Below are 22,124 nucleotides of genomic sequence, written 5' to 3' on the forward strand. Positions count from 1 at the left end.
AACGGTGCTGCGCGCCGCGCTATGGCAGCGGCGGCGCGGCCTTGCGCGGCAGCGCCAGCCACAACGCGCGCAGCAGCAACGCCAGGCCGGCCACGTACAGCGCATCGTCCAGCAGATGCACCAGCGCGGAAGCGTCCGGATGGACGCCGCGGAACTGCGGAGACAGCAGCGCCACCGAGCCCAGCACCGCGTTCAACAGGCGCGGCAGGATCGCGTCCATCAGCAACACCGTCAGCCCGAGCCGGGCCAGGGTGCGCGCGCGGCCCGGCGCCAGCCGCGGGAGCAGCAGCAGGGCGATCAGCGGCAGCAACAGGCGCGCCAGCAAGCCGAGCGCGCCGGTCAGTACGCTCATGTCCAGAAGCGGGTGCAGCCCCGTTGCCAGCATCGCGTCCTCCCTCGCATCCGGTGGCATCGGTCAGTGCGGCGGCGCCACGCGCGGTGGCAGGGCGAAGCGCAGCGCCAGCACCACCAACAGCACGCCCACCGCCAACATCAGGCCGAGGACCGCGCGCAGAATCCCAGACCAGATGGCGAACTCGGAAAGGCTGGCGCCGCGCGACATCGCCAACATCGGCAACATCGTCAGCGTCGTGCCCAGCAGCATCACCAGCAGCATGATGCTCAACCCACACAGGGCCAAGGTGCGCGGCCGGCCGGGGCGCCGCGTGGCCAGCAGCGCCATGCCCACCACATACACCACCACGACCGGCAGCTGGAACAGCAGGGTCGTCAACAATTGCATCGCAAGTCCAGTGTCCACGCAGTCGTTCCTCTCGATGAAGACGCAGGCGTCAGTCGGCGCTGACCAGGACCGCATCGCGCTCGCGCAGCGCGGCGTACACCGGATCGGTGTCCGGGCGCACGCCATGCCATGCCTCGAAGCTCTCGGCGGCCTGTTCCACCAGCATGCCCAGCCCGTCCACGGTGTCGCGGCAGCGCGCCGCGCGTGCCCAGGCCAGGAACGCGATCGCGACCTCGCCGTAGTTCAGATCCACCGCCAGGGTCATGCTGTTGATCAGCGACAGCGGCAACGTGAAGCTGGCGGCCGGGTCGCGGCCGATGGTGGTGGCGTTGACGATCAGTTCGAAATCGCCCAGCTCGCGCAGGTCTTCCCAGTAGCGCGAGATCGCGCGTGCCGGCTCGCCCAGCGCATCGACCAGCGCATCGGCGCGTTCCGGCGCGCGGTTGACCACCACCAGTTGCTGCACGCCGGCCTCCAGAAGCGCCGGCGCCACGCCGCGCGCGGCGCCGCCGGCGCCCAGCAGCAGCGCGCGGCGGCCGCGCAGGTCCAGGCCGTTGCGGTCGGTCAGGTCGCGCACCAGGCCGGCGCCGTCGGTGTTGTCGCCGTGCCACTGGCCATCGCGGTAGCTGAGCGTGTTGACCGCACCGGCCGACTGCGCGCGTGCACTGTGCACCACGCTGAGCGCGAACGCGGCTTCCTTCAGCGGCAGGGTCACGTTGGCGCCGACACCGCCGTCGGCGGCGAAGGCGGCCAGCGCCGCGGCGAACCCGTCGGCCTGGACGTCGATCGCCTCGTATTGCAGGGCGATGCCGGTCTGCTTGGCGAAGGCGGCGTGGATGCGCGGCGACAGCGAATGGGCGACGGGATGGCCGAACACGGCAAAACGGGAGTTGGGCATGGAGCGCTCGTTGGTTGTTTTAGACTGGCGGCGACATTCCATGGAATCCCTCATGCGGACCCCTGCCCTGCCGCTCGCGCTGGCCGCGAGTTTACTCTGCGCGCCGTGTGCGTTCGCGCTTTCCGAATTCGGCATCGAGGGCATGGGCGTGGTATCGACCGCTGCCGACGAGACCCGCGCCAGCGTATCGGCAGACGGCCAGCGCATCGTCTGGGCCAGTCCCGACCGCGCCGGCGGGCCCGGCGGCGGCGATCTCTGGCAGGCCGTGCTGCGCGACGGACGCTGGCGCGATCCGCAGCCGCTGCCGGCGCCGCTCAACTCGCCGAACCTGGACAGCGACCCGTTCTTCAGCGCCGATGGACACTGGCTGTACTTCGCCTCCGATCGTCCCGGCGGCCACGGCGGCAGCGACCTGTACCGCGCGCCGCTGCTGGCCGACGGCAGCTACGGTGCGCCGCAGAACCTGGGCGCGGCGGTGAATTCGCCGGGCAACGAGCGCGCGCCGGCCCTGTCGCTGGACGGCACGCGGTTGCTGTTCGCCAGCGACGGCCATGGCGGCGCCGGCGGCCTGGACCTGTTCGTGGCGCGCCTGCAGGGCCAGACGTTCGCGCAACCGCAGGCGCTGGCCGGGGTCAACAGCGCCGACGACGAGACCGGCGCGGCGTGGCTGGGCGACGGCCGCGCGCTGCTGTTCGCGCGTGCGCACGGCAATGCGAGCAGCCAGGTGCTGCTGGCGCAATGCGCAGGCGGCCGCTACGCGAATCCTCAGCCGCTGGGGCTGTCGTTCAACAGTCGCGACGGCCACACCGCCGGCGCCGTGCTGGATGCGTCCAAGCCCAGCGAGCTGTTGCTGTCCGGCAGCGCCCGCGCGCCCAGGGCCGGCAAGCGCGACCTGTACCGGATCAAGGCACCGGCCGCCACCGGTAGCGACGACTGCAGGTAAGCGGATTGCGCGACGGCGCGACGCACGGTGGCAATTGGTCGAGCGCAGTCGCACAGGTTCGCCCAAGGAGTACGTGGCGGCAGCCCCCCGTCCGGCGACCACGCCCGGGCATTTTCCGGGATGCCCGGGCTGCTGCCATGCCGGCGGGCGAGCGGCGTGAGAAAGGGCCGTTGTGGGAGGGACTTCAGTCCCGACGCATGGCAGCTGGACGCATCGCCCTATTCGCTTGTCGCGAGCGAACAGCGCCGCCAACAACAACGCATCGCGGCTGAAGCCGCTCCTACGTGCGTGCATTTCACCGGATCAGAAGCTCCCTGAAATGGCTCCCACCGTCCTCATCAGCGACGATCAAGGCAAGCAAAAGCCCCTGATCGTGCCGCGATCGGCGCAGCGCCTCAGTACACGTCACGCCGGTAGCGCCCCTCGGCGCTGAGCGCATCCAGCGCGTCCTCGCCCAGGATCTCGCGCAGTGCCGCATCCACGTCGCGCGCCATGCCGGCGAGGCTGCCGCAGACGTACACGGTGGCGCCGCGCGCGACCCAGTCGCGGACCGCGTCGGCGGATTCGCACAGCCCGTCCTGCACGTAGCGCTTGTGCGCCTGGTCGCGCGAGAACAGCAGATCCAGGCGCTGCAGATGGCCGGCGGCCTGCCACGCCTGCAGTTCGTCGCCGAACAGCGCATCGTGCGCGGCGTTGCGCTCGCCGAACAGCAACCAGTGCTCCCGCACGCCGGCCTGCTCGGCCTCGCGCAGCAGGCTGCGCAGGCCGGCGATCCCCGTGCCGTTGCCGATCAGCAGCATCGGCGCAGCGCCATGCCGGCGGAACCCCGGGTTGGCGCGTACCTGTGCGCGCAATACCGCGCCCAGCGGTGCGTGCTGGCACAGCCAGCCGGCGCCGAGCCCGGGGCTGCCGTCGTCGCGCAGGGTCAGGCGCACGACCAGCTGCAGCAGGCCGTCGGCCGGCACCGAGGCGATCGAGTATTCGCGTAACGGCAGATTCGGCAGCGCGTCCACCCAGGCCTGCACGTCGTCGTCCGGCGCCGGCGGCGTCAGCGCGCGGGATGCCAGCGCCTGCCACAACGGCTGAGGCACACCATCGGCCTGCACCGTCTGTTCGGCATCCAGCGCTTGCGTGACGAGCCAGGCGCGGACCGCGTCGGCGGCGTGGCAGGGCTGCACTTCCAGGATGTCGCCGGCATGCCAGTGCGCCTGCGGCGGCGGCACCAGGTCGATGCGCCACACCGGCGCGCCGGCGCTGCCGGGATTGAGCAGGACGCGGCCGGCCAGGCGCCAGTCCAGCGGTTCCGGCGCCTGCAGCACCGGCGCCGACGCCGCCACGCCGGTGAGCGCGGACAGTTGCCATTGCCACTGCGCCAGCGACTGCGGATCGGCATTGTCCACTTCCAGTGGCGGGAACAGCGCCTGCGCGCCCTGCGCCTCCAGCCAGCGCTGCACCTCGCGGGAGAAGCAGCAGAACTGCGGATACTGCCGGTCGCCCAGGCCGAGCATGGCGTAGCGCAGCTCCGGCAAGGCCTGCGCCTGGCGCAGCACGCGCCGGACGAAACTGCGCGCCGCGTCCGGCGGTTCGCCGTCGCCGAAGGTGCTGACCACGAACAGCACGCGCTGCGCGCCGCGCAGGTGCGCCAGCTCCAGTTGCGCCAGCGAACGCACCTCCACCGCCAGGCCGGCGGCCTGCAGGTGTGCGGCGGTCTGCCAGGCCAGGCGCTCGGCCAGGCCGCTCTGGCTCGCGAAGCCCACCAGCCAGGAGCCGGCGGCATCGCCGACCAATCCCGGCAGCGCGCGCCGCGCTGCGCGCAAGGCGCGCTTCTTGCGCCGGCGATCCAGGTACAGCATCCAGCCGGTGACGAAGAACAGCGACATGCACAGGCTCGCCAGCAGCATCGCCACGCGCCCGGGCAGGCCGAAGAAGCTGCCGCTGTGCAGCGCGAACATGCTGGTCAGCAGGCGCCGGCCCAGCGGTTGCTGCCGATACTCCAGGTGGCGCAGGACGCGGCCGCTGGCCGGATCGACCTCCACGCTGTCGTAGGCACGGTCGTGCGCCGGATCGGGCGGCAGGTAACGGGCCACGATCGGCTGGCCGCTGCGACCGGGCAGGCGCAGGTCCAGGTAAGCGCGCTGCGCCGCCGGCACGGTCGCCAGGGCCGCCTGCAGCCGCGCGTAGTCCACCGCCGGCGGCGTGCCGCCACGGCCGCCCTCCTTCTCCTTGGGCGCGGCATCGCCGCCGAGCATGGCCACCAGCCCCTGTCGGTACCAGTCGTAGGACCAGTACAGCCCGGTCGCGGCGATCAGCAGGTACACCAGCAGGCACCAGGTACCGATCACCGAGTGCAGGCTCCACAGGAAGCTGCGCCCCTGCCGGTTCCACTCCACCGCCCACCACGCGCGCCAGCTCCACCAGCGCCGCGGCCAGCGCAGATACAGGCCGGACAGGCAGAAGAAGATCAGCACGAAGGCGCAAACCCCGGTGACCGCCTTGCCGCGCTCGCCGGCGGCCAGGCGCCGGTGCAGGTCTTCGACGAAGGAGAAGAACCCGTCCAGGCGCGGCGCCGGCAGCACCGCGCCGGTGTAGGGGTCGAAGTACAGGCGGCCGCCGTCGCGGCCCGGCAGGCGCACCGCGGACGGCCGCGTGCCGGTGGGATCGATCAGCAGGCGGTTACTGCGGTGCGCGCCGTCCAGGTCCAGGCGCCGCGCCAGTTCGGCCAGCGGCAAGGGCTGCTCGCCGGCGGCATGGCGTGCGGCGATGGCCGCCAGCGGCGGATTGGCCAGGCGCACGATCTCGTCCTCGAAGGCAAGCGTGGCCCCGCTCAGCCCCATCACCGACAGCACCAGACCGGCGCTGATGCCGAGCAGCCAATGCAACTGGAACAACAGCGACTTGATCACGGCGGCGCGGTGCGGGACGGGGCGGTCGCGCATTGTAAATGAGAACGCTTATCGCATGCGATTGATACGTCGCCCTGCGGCGTCTACCGCCAAGCGTGACCCGCGGCGCAGTTGCCATTGGCAGCACATCCAGCGGTCACCTGACGGACATCGAACGTGGCCAGTTTCTTCACCTCCATCGACCACCCCCGAGGTTCCTGCAATGTCCGTCTCCCTGCGCGGTTGTCTTGCCCTGCTTGCGCTGTTCGCCGCCCAGGCGGCCAGCGCCGCCACCAGTTGCCCCACGCTCTACGCCGGCGGCAAGGCGCCGACGCTCGATGCGTCGATCACAAGCCGCACCACCGAGGTCTGCCATACCGAATACGTGCTGATGGCCTCGGGCGTGACCAAGGGTCCGCTGTACTCGGCCGAGCACATCACCGACCAGCAGGTCGCCGGTGCCGAATCGATCGGCCGCGTCGGCTCCTTCCACGACGAGACCGGCATCCCCGCCGCCGACCGCTCGCACACCTCGGACTACACCAACTCCGGCTATGACCGCGGCCACATGACCCCGGCCGGCGACGCTTCGACCACCAACTCGGAGAAGGAAACCTTCTCGATGGCCAACGTGGTCCCGCAGGACCACAAGCTCAACACCGGCGAGTGGGCGCGGATCGAGGAGCAGGTGCGCCAGCTGGCCAAGCAGCGCGGCGAGGTCTACGTGGTCACCGGCCCGGCCTTCGACAGCGGCACGCGCAGCAGCATCGGCGCCGACAACGTGCAGGTCCCGGACTACGTGTGGAAGGCGGTGTACGAGCCGGGCAACGGCGCGGCCGCCTACATGTGCGTCAACGACAGCACCATCAACTGCGACGTGGTGTCGATCAACGACGTCATCACCATGTCCGGCGTGGATCCGTTCCCGGCGATCAGCGCCAGCATGAAGGCCAATCCGATCGCGCTGACGTTGCCGTAATAAGGCAGGGATTCGGGAGTGGGGATTCGGGATTGGTAAAAGCGGCCTGACCCCCTGTCCGGGTGGGGGCGGCCGGCGGCGCGTGTGCGCCAGCCGGCCGCCATCGCACGCGCACGCGCCTCAGGCGGTGTGCGCGGTCATCGCCTCGACCAGTGCGGCGAACACCGCGCTGCAGGCGGCGCTACCGCGCACGTCCTGATGCATCACGATCCAGCTCTCCAGGCCCACGCGCACCTGCTGCGGCAGCACCGGCACCAGCGCCTGCGTGCGTCGCGCCAGCGCGACCTGGCAGAAGCCGATGCCACAGCCGGCGCGCAGCAATGCCAGTTGCGCCAGGTCGCTGTCGGCGCGCAACGCGAACGCCTCGCGCCGCCATGCCGGCAGGGCACTGCGCGCCGCGCGCAGGAACGGCGTCTCCGCATCGAAGCCGATCAGCGCGTGCTGCGGCAGGTCCTCCAACGCCTGCGGCAGACCGTGCCGGTCCACATAGTCCTGGTGCGCGAACAGCGCCACCGCCACCTCGCCGACATGACGCGCGATCAGCACGTCCTGCGTGGGCCGGGTCATGCGCACCGCCACGTCGGCCTCGCGATGCAGCAGGTCCTGCACCCGGTTGCTCAGCACCAGTTCCAGCCGCAGCTGCGGATGCGCGCGACGCAGGGCCGCCAGCACCGGCGGCAGCAGTTCCGCCCCGATCACCTCGCTGGCGGCGATGCGCACCGTGCCGCGGACCGCATCGCCGTGGCGGCCCGCCGCGCGCTGCAGCGACGCGGCCAGGCTACCCATCGCCTGCGCATGCCCGCGCAAGGCCAGCGCGGCATCGGTGGGCAGCAGGCCGGTCTGCGAACGCACGAACAGCGGCACCGCCAGCGCCTGTTCCAGCGCCGCCACGTGACGGCCGACGGTGGGCTGGGTCAGCCCCAGCGCCCGTGCCGCCGCCGACAGCGAGCCTTCCTCCAGCACCGCCAGGAAGGACCGGTAGAGTTCCCAGCCGATCGCGTTGTCCATACAGAAATGTATAGCCGGTCCGCGGTATTCGCCAATTTTCTTGAGCGGCACCGGCACCGACACTGAGCGCCGACCCCAACGGAGCGCTGTCATGTCCTCTTCTTCTTCCACGGCCCTGGTGCTGGGCGCCAGCGGCGGCATCGGCGGCGAACTGGCGCGACAGTTGCGCGACGCCGGCTGGCAGGTGCGCGCCCTGCAGCGCGGCCTCGCCCACCCCAGCGCGGAGCGCGACGGCATCCACTGGCTCCGCGGCGATGCGCTGCAACGCGCAGACGTGCTGCAGGCGGCCCGGGGCTGCGCGGTGATCGTGCATGCGGTGAACCCGCCCGGTTACCGGCGCTGGTCGGAGCTGGTGCTGCCGATGATCGACAACACCGCGGCCGCGGCGATCGCCGAGCGCGCCACCGTGGTCCTGCCGGGCACGGTCTACAACTACGGGCCGGACGCCTATCCGGCGCCGGACGAAGACGCGCCGCAGGCCCCGGTCACGCGCAAGGGCGCGATCCGGGTGGCGCTGGAGCAGCGTCTGCAGAGCGCGACCACGCAAGGCGCACGGGCGATCGTGGTGCGCGCCGGCGACTTCTTCGGCCCGCGCGTGGGCAACAGCTGGTTCGCGCAGGGGCTGGTGCGGCCCGGGCGACCGGTCGCGACGGTGACCCTGCCGGGCGATCCGGGCGTTGGCCACCAGTGGGCCTATGTGCCGGACGTGGCGCGGACCATGCTGGCGCTGCTGCAGCAGCGCGCACGCCTGCCGGCCTTCGCCCGCCTGCACATGGACGGGCACTGGGACGCCGACGGCACGCAGATGGCCGCGGCGATCGCGCGGGTCGCGCAGCACCACGGCCTGGCACTGCCACGCACGCGCCGTTTCCCGTGGCCGCTGCTGACCCTGGCCGTGCCGTTCTGGCCGCTGGCGCGCGAACTGCACGAGATGCGTCCGCTGTGGCGGCACCCGCTGCGCATGCGCAACGCGCGGCTGCTGGAACTGCTGGGCGAAGAACCGCACACACCGCTGGATGTGGCGGTGGAGGCGACGCTGCAGGGACTTGGCTGTCTGCCGGCGACCGCCCGATCGGCCTGACGCGCGTAGGAGCGGCTTCAGCCGCGACCGGGCGTTCCCATTGAAGCGCGATCGCGGCTGAAGCAGTTCCTACAGCACGCCGACCATCGTTATCGGACGTGCGCTGCAGCCGCTTGCACAGGCAGACGCCGGCTCAGCGCGCCTCGCGCAGCCAGCGCGCCACCTGCGGCGCGAAGTAGGTCAGCACGCCGTCGGCGCCGGCACGCTTGAACGCCATCAGCGACTCCAGCACGCAGGCGCGCTCGTCCAGCCAGCCGTTGCCGATCGCCGCCTTGAGCATCGCGTACTCGCCGCTGACCTGGTAGGCGAAGGTCGGCACGCGGAATTCGTCCTTCACCCGCCGCACCACGTCCAGGTAGGGCATGCCGGGCTTGACCATCACCATGTCCGCGCCCTCTTCCAGGTCCAGGGCGATCTCGCGCAAGGCCTCGTCGCCGTTGGCCGGGTCCATCTGGTAGGTGGTCTTGTCGGCCTTGCCGAGGTTGCCGGCGCTGCCCACCGCCTCGCGGAACGGGCCATAGAACGCCGAGGCGTACTTGGCCGAGTAGGCCATGATGCGCACGTGCAGGTGTTCGTCGGCATCCAGCGCGCGGCGGATCGCGCCGATACGCCCGTCCATCATGTCCGACGGCGAGACGATGTCCACGCCGGCCTGCGCATGCGACAGCGACTGCCGCACCAGCGCCTCGACGGTGATGTCGTTGAGCACGTAGCCGCGGTCGTCGATGATGCCGTCCTGGCCGTGGCTGGTGTACGGATCCAGCGCCACGTCGGTCATCACCCCCAGCTCGGGGAAGCGCGCCTTCAGTGCGCGCACCGCGCGTTGCGCCAGGCCGTCCGGGTTCCAGGCCTCGGCCGCGTCCAGCGACTTGCCTGCCGGGTCGATCACCGGGAACAGGTCGATCACCGGGATGCCCAGTTCCAGCGCGGCCTCGGCCTCCTTGAGCAGTTCCTCGATCGACAGCCGCTCCACGCCGGGCATGGAGGCGATCGGCGTGCGCCCAGGCACGTCGTGCACGAACACCGGCCAGATCAGGTCGTCGACGGTCAGGGTGTGTTCGCGCATCAGGCGGCGCGAAAAGGCATCGCGGCGCATGCGCCGGGGACGATAGTGGGGATGGGCCACGTGCAGGCTCCTGGGTGGGCGGATGTTGGGAGGCCGTGCCAGTCGCGCGGCCAGTGCCGCCAGGCACCGCAGGCCGCGCCGCCGGCACCGGCATGAACGCAGGGCAGCCCGCGCGCGGGCCGCCGTCGGCTGCGCATGTTACTCCCGCCGGCGCGGCACGCAGCGCAGGATGCTGCAACACAGCATGCCGGTCGCCCGGCACGCGGCTCAGAGCACGCCGCCGCCCAGGCTCAGACGGATCACCCCGACCACGATCACCAGCGCGTTGAGCAGCAGGCCGGTCTTGGCGCGGCCGCGATTGGGCGCGGCGGTGAACAACAGCCCGATCGCGGCGATCAACGCGCCGACCGCGGCAAACGGGATCAGGAGCCAGTTGCCCCAGCCGAGCAGCGGGATGAAGGCCAGGATCATCCACAGCAACGCCACGATGCCCCACAGCAGACTGATCAGGCCCATGCCGGCCTCCGTGCGAATGTGAGCCTGCACCATAGCGCGCGGCGCAGGCCAGGCAACCCAACTCTTGGCATGGGGATCACGGCGCCCTGCCAGGGTGCGACAGCGGTGGGTTCGGCGCGATTCACCCGGCCCGCCTATGATCGCGTGAGATCCAACTACGGGGGCAAGGCCATGAAGATCCGACCGTTGTTGCCGCTGGCGCTGCTGCTGAGCCTGGCCGGCTGCGCCAGTTCCTCGAAGGTGATGGTCGGCGCGGCGCGGCCGCCAATCGATCCGGCGCTGGTGCAGATCTACTCCGCGCCGCCGCCGGGGGCGGTGGATATCGCCCAGTTGGAGGCCTCCAGCGCGGCCGGCTTCGGCACCCAGGGCCAGACCGACGCAGCGGTGGACCGGCTCAAGCGCGACGCGGCCAAGCTCGGCGCCAACGGCGTGGTGCTGATGGGCGTGGGTTCGCAGCGCTCCGGCGGCGGCCTGTCGGTCGGCGCGGGCAGCTATGGCGGCCACGTCGGCGGTGGCCTGGGCATCGGCATCCCCACCACGCAGAAGCGCGCCGCCGGCATGGCGATCTGGGTGCCGCCGGGGGCGCAGGTGCCGTCCGCCCCGCAGCCTGTCCCGCCCCCCGGAGCCGCACCGCCCCGGGAACCCTGACGGCGCATGCCACCACGGCGATCGATTGGTGCCTGAGCGTGTCCGCGTCCGCCGAGCGCAAGGCCAGCGTCGGTGCTGGACGCCGCAGGCGCCGCCGCTTGCGATGTTTCGCACCCCAAAACCCCTGGTAAGCTACTGGTGGGCTACCATATTTTTCCGGCTGCGCTGTCGGCGCAATGCGTCTGGCGCGCCGGATGAGGAAGATTGCACTGCCAAATGGTCAGCCTGGGTATTCGGTGGACACCATCATTGACAGAAGGAATCGTTATGAAACGCTGGATATGGATATTGGTCGCCGCTGCCGGGCTGCAGACCAGCGCGATCGCATCGACGCCGCACCAGACGCTGGTCTGCCGCATGGACGACCCGTTCCTGTTCTGTTCCAAGGGCTGCGACATTCCTGACTACAACTGGAAGCCGGTGGACCCCATCTCGGGAACCTGGGCGCCGGTGTCGCCGTATTGCCCCTATCCAACACCGGTCTCGACGCATCACTGCGTTGGATGGACGACGACTGCGATCGCAGCGCTTGCTCAATACCAGAGCATCTGTCCTGGTGCATTGAAGCAAGGACAGTGGAAGGGAACAAAGCCCCCGGAACTGGTTCCCTTCAAACACTAGCGTTCGTTCGGGCGCACAACGGATCAGGCTGGAAGGCGACGCACACAGACGGTGCGTCGCTCCAAATGCAAAGGATCAGGGCGCCGCGCTGCCACGCGTGTTGGCGATGAACTGGGTCTCCACAGCCTCCTGTAATTGGTCCGGGGGCAGCAACCCCTGGTCCAGCAGGAAGTTATTGAACTTCAGCCGGTCGAACCTGGCGCCCAGCGCCAGTTCGGTGCGCATGCGTAGTTCCAGGATGCGGCTGTAGCCGTAGAAGTAGCTGCCGGCCTGGCCGGGGGCGCGCACCATGTAGCGGTCCAGTTCCTGCCGCGCCATCGCCGGCGACAGGCCGACGTCGTTCTCCAGCACCAGGCGCGCACGCTCGCGGTCGATCAGGCCGAGGTTGAGCATCGGGTCGAGCATGGCCCGCGCCGCGCGCAGCAGGCGGAACTGCAGGGCGATCAACTGCCCGTCCAGCGGCTCGTACGGCACCATCTCGGCCTCGGCGTACAGCGCCCAGCCTTCGACGTTGACCGAATTGAATGCGAACAGGCTGCGCGCCAGCGACACGCCGCGCTCGACCATGGCGGTGAACTGCAGCTCGTGGCCGGGCCGGCCCTCGTGCGCGCTCAGCGTCCACGCCGCCGCGCCGAAGTTGAAATCGTCGTAGTGCTCGCCCTTGCCGGCGCTGTCCGGGTTGCCCAGCGGCAGCACGAAGGTGCCCTGCTCGCCGGTGTTGCCGACCAGCGGCGCCGGGCGGAAATGCGGTGCCGGTTGCGCGGCGCTTTCCGCCGGCGAGCCCAGGCGCATCTGCATCGGCCGCTGCGGCACGTCGACGATGCGCTGCTGGCGGATGATCGGATCGATGCGGTCGATGACGCTGCGGTAGTGCGCCTCAAGCTTGTCGTCGGGGATGGTATCGCGCTTGAGCGCGCGCAGCACGGTGCGGTAGTCGCGGGCATCGTCGCCGCGCAGGCCCTTGGCCGCGGCCACCAGCGGCGCCAGTTGCTGCATCGCCGCGCGGGTTTCCATGAATTCCAGCTGCGCGCGCTGCATCAGCACCTGCGGGGCGATGTCGATACCGACCTGCTTGAGCTGGAACGCATACAGCTCGGGCGGCAGGCGCGCATCCTCGCGTGCCTGCGGCAACACCACCGTACGCGTCCAGGTGGCGTAGTCCTGGAACTGCTTGTCCATCGCCGCCAGCGCCGCCTCCGCGCCGGTGATCTTGTACTCGGCGAACAGCGAACGAATGCCCTTGGCGTAGGTGTCGACGTTGCTCAAGGCCTGCTCGACCTCGCGCCTGGTCGGCTGCAGGAGGTTGCCGTCGGCGCGCTTCTCTTCGTAGCGTTGCCGCGCCAGTTGCAGGGTCGAGGCGCTGCCCGGCGCCAGGCCGACGTAACGCTGCAACCGCAGCAGCGCCTTGGCGCGGCGCGCCGCCGGTACCTGCTCGGACAACAGGTTGTTGATGCCGCCGAACACGTGCTGCGGCGCGTCGGTCCATGGCAGCAGAAAGCGCTCGTTGAGCGTGCTGCCCTCGATGGACTGGTCGGCGGCATGGATCAGGATCGCCAGGTCCTGGCGCACGTTGGGATCGCGCTCCACCTGCAGTTTTTCCTGCAGCGTGCGGCGCGCGGCGCTGGTGGCCTCACGGAAGCGCCGCGCGTTGTCGGGACCGAAATCGGAGACCTGGTCGTCGAAACCCGGCACGCCGAAGAAGCTCACCTCCTCGGCCTGGAACGGCGCCTGCGCCTGCAGCAGGATCTGCGCGAAGGCATTGCTGCGCTCCACCCAAGCGGGCGCGTGCGTGGCCGACGCGGCAGCCGGCGCGGCCGCTGCCGCCAGCGCAGGAAACGGCGAAGGTGCCGCCAGCGCCAGGGTCAGGGCGATGGCGAGGACACGTGGCTTCATGGCGCAGCTCCGATAGAACGATGCAGGGACCGTACGCGGCATTACCGGATCGGCCATCTGCCGGAGGTCATGGCCGCCACCGCGCGGCGATGCAGCATGCGGCGGTGGTGACGCCACAGCGTGGCTGCGTCAATGCAGACTCGCGGCGATACGCCATCGCGTGCCCGTGGATGCTGTCGACCGCACACGATGTGCGCGGCCAACCGCTTGCGCCCGCTATTGCGTGGCGTCTGACTCGGCAGGCGAGGCGCTGTGCACGTCCGCCGCGGGCACCGGCGGCGCCTCGACCGCCATCCCGTCCGCCTCCCCGTCGTCGTCGCTGTCGGCGTCCTGCCCGAGCGCATCGAGCAGCGGGATCGCTTCACCCGCATCCGGCAAGACCTGCAAGGTGGTGTAGTGCCACTCACCCGCATGGCGCTCGGCTTCGATGTACAGGGTGCCGTTGGCGCGCGTGCCGTGGAGCGACACGCTCAGGGCGGCATTGCCGTTGCCGGCGCCGCTGGTGCTGATGTTGCCGCTGGGCATGATGCCGTCCTTGATCGGCGCACCCAGCGCGGCCGCCACGCGCGGATCGTGCTGCGCGGCCATCACGCCGACCCGGTACGGTTCGGAGGACTTGGTGACGCGCGCGAGGCCGAGCGCGAACACCGCGATCGACACCAGCAGCAGGGCGCCGAGCACCAGCGCGATCAGCGGCACCGCCCATTTCCAGTGCCGCGCCCACCAGCCGCGCCTGGCCGGTGGCAGCGCCGTGGTGGAGGTGGGACCGGGCATGCCGGGCAGCGGCGGCGGACTCGACATGACGTCACTCCTTGTCGTGCGGAAGCGGGAAGGTCGAAGCGGAACGGCGCACTCAGGGCTTCAGGCAGCGCGCCAGGAACGCCTCGGTGGTGCGATAGCGATGCAGCGCGTTGCTGCCGGACAGGCCGTGCTTGGCGCCCGGATAGGTCATCAGCTCGAACAGCTTGCCGCGCTTCTGCAGTTCGCTCATCAGCGAGGTGGAATTGGTGAACAGCACGTTGTCGTCGGCCATGCCGTGCAGCAACAGCAGTTGCGAGGTCAGCCCGTCCAGGTGCGCGGCCACGCGGCTGTCGCGGTAACCGTCGGGATTGGCCTTGGGCAGGTTCATGTAGCGCTCGGTGTAGTGGCTGTCGTACAGACCCCAGTCGGTGACCGGCGCGCCGGCGGCGCCGCAGGCATAGGCCTCGCTGTGCTTGGCCAGCAGCATCAGGGTCATGTAGCCGCCGTTGGACCAGCCGTACACGCCGATGCGTGCGGCATCCACCCAAGGCTGCGACTTCAGCCAGGCCACGCCGCGCAGTTGGTCGTCCACTTCCACGGTGCCCTGGTGCTGGTACAGCGCGCCGCCGAAATCGCGGCCGCGGCGCGGCGTGCCGCGATTGTCCAGCGAGAACACCACGTAGCCATGCTGGGCCAGGTAGTGGTCGAACAACGCATCGCCACGGCCGGGCCAGCCATCGACCACGGTCTGCGCGGCCGGGCCGCCGTACACGTAGACCACCACCGGATAGCGCTTGCCCGGATCGAAGCCGGCCGGCTTCATCAGCCGGTAGTGCAGCTGGGTCTTGCCGTCGGCGGCGGTCAGGGTGCCGAACTCGACCGGACGCTGCGCCTCGCGGTAGGCCGCATACGGGTGTTGCGGATCGGCCAGGTCGTTGACCAGCAGGGTGGCGATCTTTTCGCCGTTGGCGCGGAACAGCTCGATCTGCGGCGGCGTGGTGGTGTTGGACCAGCTGTCGACATACACGCTGGCGTTCTTGGCGAAGCTGGCTGCATGCGTGCCGTTGGGCTTGGACAGTTTCTCGATGGCGCCGCCGGCCAGCGGCACCGCGTACAGCTGGGTCTGCGTCGGCGACTCCTTGGTCGCGGAGAAGTAGACCTTGCCGGCCGCCTCGTCCACCGCCAGCAGTTCGTCCACCATCCACTCGCCCTGGGTCAGCGGGCGCAGCGTGCGGCCGTCTTCCGAGGCCAGGTACAGGTGTTCGTAGCCGCTGCGCTCCGAGCCCCAGACGAAGCGCCCGTCCTTGAGGAAGTGCAGGTCGTAGGTGAGCGGCACCCAGGTCGGGCTGGTCTCGGTGATCAGCACACGCTGCTTGCCGGTGGTCAGGGTCGCCTCGATCAGCTCCAGGCGCTTCTGGTCGCGCGACTGGCGCTGGAAGGTGAGCCGTTGCGGATCGCGCCAGTCCACCCGTGCCAGGTAGATGTCCGGGTTCTTGCCCAGGTCGATCCAGTTCGGCTCCGCGCCGGCACGCGGCGCGATGGTGCCGAGCTGGATTTTGACGTTGGGCTGGCCGGCCTGCGGATAGCGCTGCTCCACCACCTCGGTGTGGTCGGCGTAGACCTCCGGGCGCTTCTGCACCGGCACCTCGGTTTCGTCGATGCGCGCGAAGGCGATCGCCGAGTCGTCCGGCGCCCACCAGTAGCCGGTGTGGCGGTCCATTTCCTCGTCGGCGACGAACTCGGCCACGCCGTTGCCGATGGTCTCGCTGCCATCGTGGGTGAGCTGATGCTGCTGGCCGCTGGCCAGGTCGATCACCCACAGATTGCGTCCGCGCACGAAGCTGACGTAGCCGCCCTTGGGCGAAATCTTCGGATCGGTGACGAAACCTTCGCCGTGGGTGAGCTTGCGCACCGCGGCGCTGCCGGTCTTGCCCAGGTCGTACAGGTACAGCTCGCCGCCGAGCGGGAACAGCAGCGCATGCGCATCCGGCGACCACTGATACTCGACGATGCCGGTGTAGGCGGCGATGCGCTGGCGCTCGCGGCGCGCCTTCTCCTCGTCGCTCAGGGTCTCGGTGCCGGGCAGCACCAGCTTGGAATCCACCAGCATGCGGGTCTGCCCGCTGGCGATGTCGTACTCCCACAGATCCAGCTGGTTGCGGTCGCTGTCCTTGCCGCGCAGGAAGGTCACCCGCGAGCCGTCCGGCGCCACCTTGGGCTTCATCAGGGTCGGCCCGGACAGCGGCTTGCTGCCGGTGATGGCCTCCAGGGTCAGTTTCTCGGCGTGGGCGGGAACGATGGGGGTGGCGAGCATGAGGGCAAGAGCGGCGAACAGAGAGCGCATGAAGGTTCCTGATGGAGCACCGAGCGCACGGATGATGCGCGTGCGCCCGGGATTTGAGAAGCGCGCCGGCTCAGCGCTGCCCGAACAGGTGCTTGCGCTCGGCGTCGCTGAGCGGCTTGCCCGCGTTCGGGTTCACCTGCTCCTTCAGGGCGTAGGCGCGCTGGGTGGCCGGACGCGCGGCGATGACCTCGTGCCAGCGCTTGAGGTGCGGGAAGGCGGCGTAGTCGGGGGTCAGGCCGTTGTACACCTCGATCCACGGGTAGCTGGCCATGTCGGCGATGCCGTACTCGTCGCCGGCCAGGTAGGCGCTGTGCGCCAGGCGCTTGTCCAGCACGCCGTGCAGGCGCCGCACCTCGTTGCCGTAGCGCTCGATCGCATAGCCGATCTTCTCCGGCGCGTAGACGTTGAAGTGGCCCATCTGCCCGGTCATCGGGCCGAGGCCGGCCATCTGCCAGAATAGCCATTCCAGCGCGAGCACGCGCCCGCGCGGATCGGCCGGCAGGAAGCGGCCGGTCTTCTCGGCCAGGTAGAGCAGGATCGCGCCGGACTCGAACACGCTCTGCGGCGCGCCGCCGTCGGCCGGGGCGTGGTCGACGATGGCCGGCATCTTGTTGTTGGGCGAGATCGCCAGGAATTCGGGCGCGAACTGCTCGCCGGCGCCGATGTTGACCGGCTTGAGCGTGTAGTCGAGCCCGGCTTCCTCGAGGAACAGGGTGACCTTGTGGCCGTTGGGGGTGGGCCAGTAGTACAGATCGATCATGGCGGCGTTCCTGGACAGGGGATCCCGAGTGTAGCGGCGGCCCCCGGCTTGGCAGCGTAATCGCCGGCCGGGTACCCTGGCCGCTCCCGCAACGCAGCATTCCAGATCACACCATGACTCCCGAGCGGCCCCGCCTGCACCCCCTGTCCAACCTGATCTTCGCCTCGCGCTGGCTGCAGTTGCCGCTCTACCTGGGGCTGATCGTGGCCCAGGGCGTGTACGTGTTCCTGTTCGGCAAGGAACTGTGGCACCTGATCCACGAGGCGCCGCGCCTGGGCGAGCAGCAGATCATGCTGATCGTGCTCGGCCTGATCGACGTGGTGATGATCTCCAACCTGCTGGTGATGGTGATCGTCGGCGGCTACGAGACCTTCGTGTCGCGGCTGGGCCTGGAAGGCCACCCGGACCAGCCGGAGTGGCTGAGCCACGTCAACGCCAGCGTGCTCAAGGTCAAGCTGGCGCTGTCGATCATCGGCATCTCCTCGATCCACCTGCTCAAGACCTTCATCGCGGTCGGCGCGCTCGGCGGCATGCCGATGTGCTCGCCGGACCAGTTGGCCAGCGCCGTGGGCACGGTGGACCTGAAGAGCTGTGCGACGCTGACCGCCACCGGCGTGCTGTGGCAGACCATCATCCATGGCATCTTCATCCTGTCGGCGATCGGCATCGCCTGGACTGACCGGATCATGTCCGGATCCGCGCCGGCGCGGCCGGCGCACTGAACGACGCGCAACGTCACGCTTTTCGCCGCAGCGCTGCGGCTGCCACACACTCGGCGGCCGCGGATGCTAGATTGACCGATGGGGTGCGCTGGCGGCATGGGGGCCGCAGCGCCGCGAACGCACCGCCATCGCATCGTTGATTGCCAACACCGGGGATTCAGGGGGACGCATGTCGCAACTCACCACACTCGCCAAGGCGCGCCGTGTCGCGCCCGTTCTCTTGCTGGCTGCGCTGGCGGCCTGCTCCAAGCAGGACGAGACCGCGCCGCCCACCACCGCACCGGCCACCGCCGCGGCCAACGCGCCGGCACCGCCGCCGGTGTCGGCCAAGGTGCAGTCGATGGGCACCGAACAGCTGCACGACTCGGCCAGCCAGGCGCTGCGCGAGAACCGCATGTATGCGCCGGCCGGCAACAACGCGGTCGAGTACTACCTGGCGCTGCGCGACAAGCAGCCCGACGACGCCGGGGTCAAGAGCGCGCTGACCGACCTGATGCCGTACACGCTGATCGCCGCCGAACAGAGCATCAACCGCGAGGATTTCCCGGAAGCGCAGCGCCTGATCGGCCTGATCGAGAAGATGGATCCGCAGGCACCGGCGCTGCCGCGGCTCAAGCAGGGCGTGAGCAAGGGCATGGAAACGGTGGCCCAGCGCAGCCAGGACGAGACCGACAAGGCCAAGAAGGACGCCGAGCAGAAGGCCAAGCTGGCCGCCGAGCAGCAGAAGCAGGCGCAGCAGCAGGCCAGCGAGGCGCAGGCAGCGCAGCAGATCGCCGCGCAACAGGAAGCCGCGCGCCGCGAGAGCGCACGCCAGGAAGCCGAACGCCAGGCCGCCGCGCGCCCCGCCACGCCCGCCGCCACCGCGCAAGCGACGCCGGCACCGGCGGCGACGCCCGCGGCCGCACCGGCATCCGCCGCCACGGCACAGACCCTGCGCCCGATCAGCACCCCGGCCCCGCGCTATCCGCCCGAAGCGCTGCGCTCCGGTACCGCCGGCGAAGTGCTGGTGGAGATCACCGTCGGCACCGACGGTGCGGTCACCAACGCACGCGTGCTGCGCTCCACGCCACCGCGGGTGTTCGACCGCGAGGCGCTGAACGCGACCAAGCGCTGGCGCTTCGAACCGGTCAGCGCGCCGATCACCACCCGCCGCACGCTGGCGTTCAATCCCGGCGGCTGAGCCGCCGCAGCCGACGCGTGCCCGGCGGCTGCCGGGCGCGCTGCATCGCCGATGACTGCGCCGAGCGGAAGCGCTCAGGCCGCGGGCGCACGGCCCGCGCCGCGCACAGGCGTGCCGAAGCGCCCCTTGCGCCAGGCCACCCAGGTCGCGACCGCCCCCACTACCGTGCACACCAGCAGCCCTGGCAGCGAGGCCTCCGGTCCGAACGCGCCGCCGCTCAGCCAGTCCGGCACGCCCGCCTGCACCGTGCTGCGCGCGATCGCCGGCCCCATGTCGGTGCCCGACACTGCCGCGCCGAACAGATAGCCTTGGGTGAAGTTCCAGGCCGCGTGCACGCCGATGGAGACCCAGAGCCGGCCGGTGAGCACGTAGAACGCGCCCAGCATGATCCCGGCCTCCACCGCGATGCACAGCGCGGCGAACACGCTGGCGTTCGGATTGCCAAGGTGGGCCAGCCCGAACAGCGCCGCCGACAGCGCGAACGCCAGCCAGGGGCCGAACGCGCGCCACAGCAGGCGCAGCAGGATCGCGCGCAGCATCAGTTCTTCCACCACGCCGGCCTGCAGCGCCTTGCCGAGCGGCCCCCACAGCGGCGCCGGTCCGGTCCAGCGGATCGCGTACACGTTCAATGCCGCCATCAGCGCCATCACCGCCGCGAACATCGCCGCGCCCAGCAGCAGCCCGACGGCCAACTGCGAGGGTGCCGCACGCCAGGCCAGTTCCGCCGGCCAGCGCCGCTCGCCCAGGCGCACCGCCACGGCGTAGAGGATGGCGGCCGTCACTGCCGTGGCGAACGCGGCAAGCGGGCCCGCGCCCGACCCAAGGAGCCTGCCGCACAGCAGCGGCACCGCCGTCGCCACGACGATCATCAGCGCCAGCAAGGCGATCGCCCAGGCCACCGCCCGCAGCCAGCGCAGCATTCCCGGCTGCAGGATGCGCGCCTCGCCCAGCACCAGCAGGCGGGCATCGCCGGCAGCCGTCAGTACCGGGGCATCGTGTGGATCTGGAGACATGCAAGGCTCGCTGCGGAGAATGCTTCAGGAAGGCGGACGCATCCGCCGTGCGCGCAGGGAGTGTGCATCACGCCCGCAGCCCCTGCGCGGCTCCACTGCGATCGAGCGCAGCGCGCGGACGGGGTCCGCGCGCTGCGCCGGCTCACGGCGAGATCGCCAACTGCTCCTGCCGGTAGCGGCGCACCGCCGCCAGCCACAGCACCGCGGCCAGGCCGAAGCCGGTGAGCAGGTACACCGCCCAGATCTGCGGATCGATCGTTTCGCGGCGGATGATCTTCATCAGCATCTGGTTCTGCGCCAGGAACGGCACCGCGAACTGCCACAGCGTGGTCTTCAGCGGATACACCATCAACGCGTAACCCGGCAGCATCGGCAGCAGCATCAGCCAGGTCATGTGGCTCTGCGCCTCCTTCATGCTCTTGGCCGAGGCCGCCAGGTAGGTGAGCAGCGAGGTGCCGATGAACAGCATCGGCAGCAGCACGAACAGCATCTGCAGCATCGCCACGAAGCTGACGTTGAGCTGGCGGCCGATGCCGCTGGCCACCTGCGCGCTGAGCTTGAACGCGAGCAGGGTCAGCAGCAGCGACACCAGGCCGACCACGCAGGCCGCGGCGATCTTGCCGCTGACGATGGCGCTGCGCGAGGCCGGCGTGGCCAGCAGCGGCTCCAGCGATTGCCGCTCGCGTTCGCCGGCGGTGGCGTCGAGGATCAGGTAGGCGCCGCCGATGAACGAGGTGATGGTCAGCAGCACCGGCAGCAGCATCGCCAGCAACGCACCGCGCTTGGCTTCGGGCGTGGCCAGGTCCTGCAGCGCCACGTCCAGCGGCCGCGACACCTGCGAATCGATGCCGCGCGCCAGCAGGCGCAAGGCCCCGACCTGCTGGCCGTACATGCTCAGCGCGGCCTGCACCCGCTGGGTCGGGATGTCGGAGTCGCGGCGGGTGCTGTCCTTGATGATCTCCACCAGCGCCGGGCGTCCTTCGTGCCAGGCGTTGGCGTAGTCCTCGTCGATCTTCAGCGCCAGGTCCACGTCCTGGCTGCGGATCGCGCCGGTCAGGTCCTTCGGCGGCGCGACCGCGTTCAGGCCCTGCGCGGCGAGGAAAGCGACCAGGTTCGGCGCGCGTTCGCGGCCGATCACCGGAATGTCCAGCGGCTTGTCGATCTGGGTGCGCACGCGGCTCTCGGCCAGCGCACCCATGCCCAGGATCAGCGCCGGATACAGCAGCGGCCCGAGCAGCAAGGCCAGCGCCAGGGTGCGGCGATCGCGCGAGAGGTCGCGCAATTCCTTGCGCATCACGGTGAATACGGTACGGAGCAGGCTCATGCGTGCAGTCCCTCGTCGCTGCCGATCGCCTTGACGAAGGCGTCTTCCAGGTTGGATTCGCCGGTCAGGGCGCGCAGTTCGTCGGCGGTGCCGGCGGCCACCACCGTGCCCTTGGCGATGATGACGATGCGATCGCACAGCGCCGCCACCTCCTGCATGATGTGGCTGGAGAAGATCACGCAGCGCCCTTCCTCGCGCAATTCGCGCAGGAACCCGCGCAATGCGCGCGTGGTCATCACGTCCAGGCCGTTGGTGGGTTCGTCCAGGATCACGTTGCGCGGGTCGTGGACCAGCGCGCGGGCGATCGCGGTCTTGGTGCGCTGGCCCTGGCTGAAGCCTTCGGTCTGGCGGTCGAGGATGTCGTCCATGTCCAACGCCGTCGACAGCAGCCGGGTGCGCTCGGCGATGCGCGCCGCCGACAGCCCGTGCAGCTCGCCGAAGTAGGCGATGTTCTCGCGCGCGGTCAGCCGCTTGTACACGCCGCGCGCATCCGGCAGCACGCCCAGCGCGCGCCGCACCGCCATCGGATCCTGGCCCACGTCGACGCCGTCCACGCGCACCTGGCCCTGGTCCGGCGCCATCAGCGTGTAGAGCATGCGCAAGGTGGTGGTCTTGCCGGCGCCGTTGGGACCGAGCAGGCCGGTGATCTGGCCGTCGGCGGCCTGGAAGCTGACCCCTTGCACGGCCTGCACGGCGCCGGCGCGGGTCTTGAATGCCTTGTGCAGATTGTCGGCGACGATCATGCCTGCCCCTCCCTGTCGAA

21 protein-coding genes are annotated in these 22,124 nt (G+C 70.3%); 7 read left to right on the forward strand and 14 right to left on the reverse strand.

Going from position 1 to position 22,124, the window contains the following annotated elements; all coding sequences use genetic code 11:
* Positions 1-19 precede the first annotated feature (19 nt).
* The 3 genes from AC1G9L_RS20025 to aroE form a co-directional block, all read right to left on the reverse strand.
* A complete protein-coding gene (locus AC1G9L_RS20025) occupies positions 20-352 on the reverse strand; it encodes a hypothetical protein (protein ID WP_481069809.1) in 333 nt (110 codons plus the stop codon).
* A gap of 63 nt (positions 353-415) precedes the next feature.
* Positions 416-742, reverse strand: a complete 327-nt coding sequence (locus AC1G9L_RS20030; protein ID WP_019799419.1) for a hypothetical protein — start codon at positions 740-742, stop codon at positions 416-418.
* Between the two features lie 49 nt (positions 743-791).
* Positions 792-1,640: a shikimate dehydrogenase gene (gene aroE, locus AC1G9L_RS20035; RefSeq protein ID WP_481069810.1), complete on the reverse strand. Its 849-nt coding sequence runs from the start codon at positions 1,638-1,640 to the stop codon at positions 792-794.
* Between the two features lie 52 nt (positions 1,641-1,692).
* Between aroE and AC1G9L_RS20040 the strand changes: the two genes are divergently transcribed.
* Positions 1,693-2,583, forward strand: a complete 891-nt coding sequence (locus AC1G9L_RS20040) for a TolB family protein (protein WP_481069811.1) — start codon at positions 1,693-1,695, stop codon at positions 2,581-2,583.
* A gap of 395 nt (positions 2,584-2,978) precedes the next feature.
* Here AC1G9L_RS20040 and AC1G9L_RS20045 read toward each other — a convergent pair whose 3' ends face one another.
* Positions 2,979-5,486 carry a PepSY domain-containing protein gene (locus tag AC1G9L_RS20045; protein WP_481071200.1) on the reverse strand — a complete coding sequence of 836 codons (2,508 nt, stop codon included), beginning with the start codon at positions 5,484-5,486 and terminating at the stop codon, positions 2,979-2,981.
* 202 nt (positions 5,487-5,688) lie between these two features.
* Here AC1G9L_RS20045 and AC1G9L_RS20050 point away from each other — a divergent pair, with 202 nt between their 5' ends.
* The gene (locus AC1G9L_RS20050; RefSeq protein ID WP_019801907.1) at positions 5,689-6,444 is read left to right on the forward strand and encodes a DNA/RNA non-specific endonuclease; all 756 of its coding nucleotides are present in this window, start codon (positions 5,689-5,691) and stop codon (positions 6,442-6,444) included.
* Between the two features lie 120 nt (positions 6,445-6,564).
* On the opposite strand, the gene AC1G9L_RS20055 is transcribed toward AC1G9L_RS20050, so the two are convergent.
* Positions 6,565-7,452 (reverse strand): LysR family transcriptional regulator, encoded by an 888-nt coding sequence (locus AC1G9L_RS20055; RefSeq protein ID WP_481069812.1) that lies wholly within the window; start codon positions 7,450-7,452, stop codon positions 6,565-6,567.
* 91 nt (positions 7,453-7,543) lie between these two features.
* Between AC1G9L_RS20055 and AC1G9L_RS20060 the strand changes: the two genes are divergently transcribed.
* Positions 7,544-8,533 carry an NAD-dependent epimerase/dehydratase family protein gene (locus tag AC1G9L_RS20060; RefSeq protein ID WP_481069813.1) on the forward strand — a complete coding sequence of 330 codons (990 nt, stop codon included), beginning with the start codon at positions 7,544-7,546 and terminating at the stop codon, positions 8,531-8,533.
* Positions 8,534-8,666: 133 nt separating this feature from the next.
* Here AC1G9L_RS20060 and hemB read toward each other — a convergent pair whose 3' ends face one another.
* Both hemB and AC1G9L_RS20070 read right to left on the reverse strand, forming a co-directional pair.
* Positions 8,667-9,659, reverse strand: coding sequence for a porphobilinogen synthase (gene hemB / locus AC1G9L_RS20065; RefSeq protein WP_481069814.1), 993 nt, complete (start codon positions 9,657-9,659; stop codon positions 8,667-8,669).
* 207 nt (positions 9,660-9,866) lie between these two features.
* Positions 9,867-10,115: a hypothetical protein gene (locus tag AC1G9L_RS20070; protein WP_481069815.1), complete on the reverse strand. Its 249-nt coding sequence runs from the start codon at positions 10,113-10,115 to the stop codon at positions 9,867-9,869.
* Positions 10,116-10,286: 171 nt separating this feature from the next.
* Between AC1G9L_RS20070 and AC1G9L_RS20075 the strand changes: the two genes are divergently transcribed.
* Both AC1G9L_RS20075 and AC1G9L_RS20080 read left to right on the forward strand, forming a co-directional pair.
* Positions 10,287-10,763 (forward strand): hypothetical protein, encoded by a 477-nt coding sequence (locus AC1G9L_RS20075; RefSeq protein WP_481069816.1) that lies wholly within the window; start codon positions 10,287-10,289, stop codon positions 10,761-10,763.
* 267 nt (positions 10,764-11,030) lie between these two features.
* Positions 11,031-11,384, forward strand: coding sequence for a hypothetical protein (locus AC1G9L_RS20080; protein ID WP_081481889.1), 354 nt, complete (start codon positions 11,031-11,033; stop codon positions 11,382-11,384).
* Positions 11,385-11,459: 75 nt separating this feature from the next.
* On the opposite strand, the gene AC1G9L_RS20085 is transcribed toward AC1G9L_RS20080, so the two are convergent.
* The 4 genes from AC1G9L_RS20085 to AC1G9L_RS20100 all read right to left on the reverse strand — a co-directional run bounded on the left by AC1G9L_RS20085 (position 11,460) and on the right by AC1G9L_RS20100 (position 17,122).
* Complete coding sequence (locus AC1G9L_RS20085) at positions 11,460-13,277, reverse strand: DUF885 family protein (RefSeq protein ID WP_019799863.1); 1,818 nt, start codon at positions 13,275-13,277, stop codon at positions 11,460-11,462.
* A gap of 216 nt (positions 13,278-13,493) precedes the next feature.
* The gene (locus AC1G9L_RS20090) at positions 13,494-14,078 is read right to left on the reverse strand and encodes a cytochrome c oxidase assembly factor Coa1 family protein (protein ID WP_019799862.1); all 585 of its coding nucleotides are present in this window, start codon (positions 14,076-14,078) and stop codon (positions 13,494-13,496) included.
* Positions 14,079-14,130: 52 nt separating this feature from the next.
* Positions 14,131-16,362, reverse strand: coding sequence for a S9 family peptidase (locus AC1G9L_RS20095; protein ID WP_481069817.1), 2,232 nt, complete (start codon positions 16,360-16,362; stop codon positions 14,131-14,133).
* Positions 16,363-16,432: 70 nt separating this feature from the next.
* Positions 16,433-17,122 (reverse strand): glutathione binding-like protein, encoded by a 690-nt coding sequence (locus AC1G9L_RS20100; protein ID WP_019799860.1) that lies wholly within the window; start codon positions 17,120-17,122, stop codon positions 16,433-16,435.
* A 113-nt stretch (positions 17,123-17,235) separates the two neighbouring features.
* On the opposite strand from AC1G9L_RS20100, the gene AC1G9L_RS20105 reads away from it, so the two are divergent.
* Both AC1G9L_RS20105 and AC1G9L_RS20110 read left to right on the forward strand, forming a co-directional pair.
* On the forward strand, positions 17,236-17,844 hold the full coding sequence (locus tag AC1G9L_RS20105; RefSeq protein WP_010340631.1) for a TIGR00645 family protein: 609 nt from the start codon (positions 17,236-17,238) through the stop codon (positions 17,842-17,844).
* 169 nt (positions 17,845-18,013) lie between these two features.
* A complete protein-coding gene (locus tag AC1G9L_RS20110) occupies positions 18,014-19,024 on the forward strand; it encodes an energy transducer TonB (RefSeq protein WP_420008626.1) in 1,011 nt (336 codons plus the stop codon).
* Between the two features lie 74 nt (positions 19,025-19,098).
* Here the strand turns inward: AC1G9L_RS20110 and AC1G9L_RS20115 are convergent, their stop codons facing one another.
* From AC1G9L_RS20115 to AC1G9L_RS20125, 3 genes are all read right to left on the reverse strand, one after another.
* The gene (locus tag AC1G9L_RS20115; protein WP_481069818.1) at positions 19,099-20,037 is read right to left on the reverse strand and encodes a CPBP family intramembrane glutamic endopeptidase; all 939 of its coding nucleotides are present in this window, start codon (positions 20,035-20,037) and stop codon (positions 19,099-19,101) included.
* A 142-nt stretch (positions 20,038-20,179) separates the two neighbouring features.
* Positions 20,180-21,361, reverse strand: a complete 1,182-nt coding sequence (locus AC1G9L_RS20120) for an ABC transporter permease subunit (protein ID WP_019800510.1) — start codon at positions 21,359-21,361, stop codon at positions 20,180-20,182.
* Positions 21,358-22,104: an ABC transporter ATP-binding protein gene (locus AC1G9L_RS20125; RefSeq protein ID WP_010340635.1), complete on the reverse strand. Its 747-nt coding sequence runs from the start codon at positions 22,102-22,104 to the stop codon at positions 21,358-21,360. Before AC1G9L_RS20125 ends, AC1G9L_RS20120 begins: the two co-directional genes overlap by 4 nt.
* Positions 22,105-22,124: the final 20 nt, after the last annotated feature.

Source organism: Xanthomonas sp. NCPPB 1132, from assembly GCF_056629235.1.

Coding starts and splice junctions, on each gene's coding strand:
- AC1G9L_RS20055 (WP_481069812.1), bottom strand. CDS start 7,452: ATGGACAACGCGATCGGCTGGGAACTCTACCGGTCCTTCCTGGCGGTG.
- AC1G9L_RS20050 (WP_019801907.1), top strand. CDS start 5,689: ATGTCCGTCTCCCTGCGCGGTTGTCTTGCCCTGCTTGCGCTGTTCGCC.
- AC1G9L_RS20080 (WP_081481889.1), top strand. CDS start 11,031: ATGAAACGCTGGATATGGATATTGGTCGCCGCTGCCGGGCTGCAGACC.
- aroE (WP_481069810.1), bottom strand. CDS start 1,640: ATGCCCAACTCCCGTTTTGCCGTGTTCGGCCATCCCGTCGCCCATTCG.
- AC1G9L_RS20115 (WP_481069818.1), bottom strand. CDS start 20,037: ATGTCTCCAGATCCACACGATGCCCCGGTACTGACGGCTGCCGGCGAT.
- AC1G9L_RS20100 (WP_019799860.1), bottom strand. CDS start 17,122: ATGATCGATCTGTACTACTGGCCCACCCCCAACGGCCACAAGGTCACC.
- AC1G9L_RS20085 (WP_019799863.1), bottom strand. CDS start 13,277: ATGAAGCCACGTGTCCTCGCCATCGCCCTGACCCTGGCGCTGGCGGCA.
- AC1G9L_RS20030 (WP_019799419.1), bottom strand. CDS start 742: ATGCAATTGTTGACGACCCTGCTGTTCCAGCTGCCGGTCGTGGTGGTG.
- AC1G9L_RS20070 (WP_481069815.1), bottom strand. CDS start 10,115: ATGGGCCTGATCAGTCTGCTGTGGGGCATCGTGGCGTTGCTGTGGATG.
- AC1G9L_RS20075 (WP_481069816.1), top strand. CDS start 10,287: ATGAAGATCCGACCGTTGTTGCCGCTGGCGCTGCTGCTGAGCCTGGCC.
- AC1G9L_RS20025 (WP_481069809.1), bottom strand. CDS start 352: ATGAGCGTACTGACCGGCGCGCTCGGCTTGCTGGCGCGCCTGTTGCTG.
- AC1G9L_RS20105 (WP_010340631.1), top strand. CDS start 17,236: ATGACTCCCGAGCGGCCCCGCCTGCACCCCCTGTCCAACCTGATCTTC.
- AC1G9L_RS20060 (WP_481069813.1), top strand. CDS start 7,544: ATGTCCTCTTCTTCTTCCACGGCCCTGGTGCTGGGCGCCAGCGGCGGC.
- AC1G9L_RS20095 (WP_481069817.1), bottom strand. CDS start 16,362: ATGCGCTCTCTGTTCGCCGCTCTTGCCCTCATGCTCGCCACCCCCATC.
- AC1G9L_RS20040 (WP_481069811.1), top strand. CDS start 1,693: ATGCGGACCCCTGCCCTGCCGCTCGCGCTGGCCGCGAGTTTACTCTGC.
- AC1G9L_RS20125 (WP_010340635.1), bottom strand. CDS start 22,104: ATGATCGTCGCCGACAATCTGCACAAGGCATTCAAGACCCGCGCCGGC.
- AC1G9L_RS20110 (WP_420008626.1), top strand. CDS start 18,014: ATGTCGCAACTCACCACACTCGCCAAGGCGCGCCGTGTCGCGCCCGTT.
- AC1G9L_RS20090 (WP_019799862.1), bottom strand. CDS start 14,078: ATGTCGAGTCCGCCGCCGCTGCCCGGCATGCCCGGTCCCACCTCCACC.
- AC1G9L_RS20120 (WP_019800510.1), bottom strand. CDS start 21,361: ATGAGCCTGCTCCGTACCGTATTCACCGTGATGCGCAAGGAATTGCGC.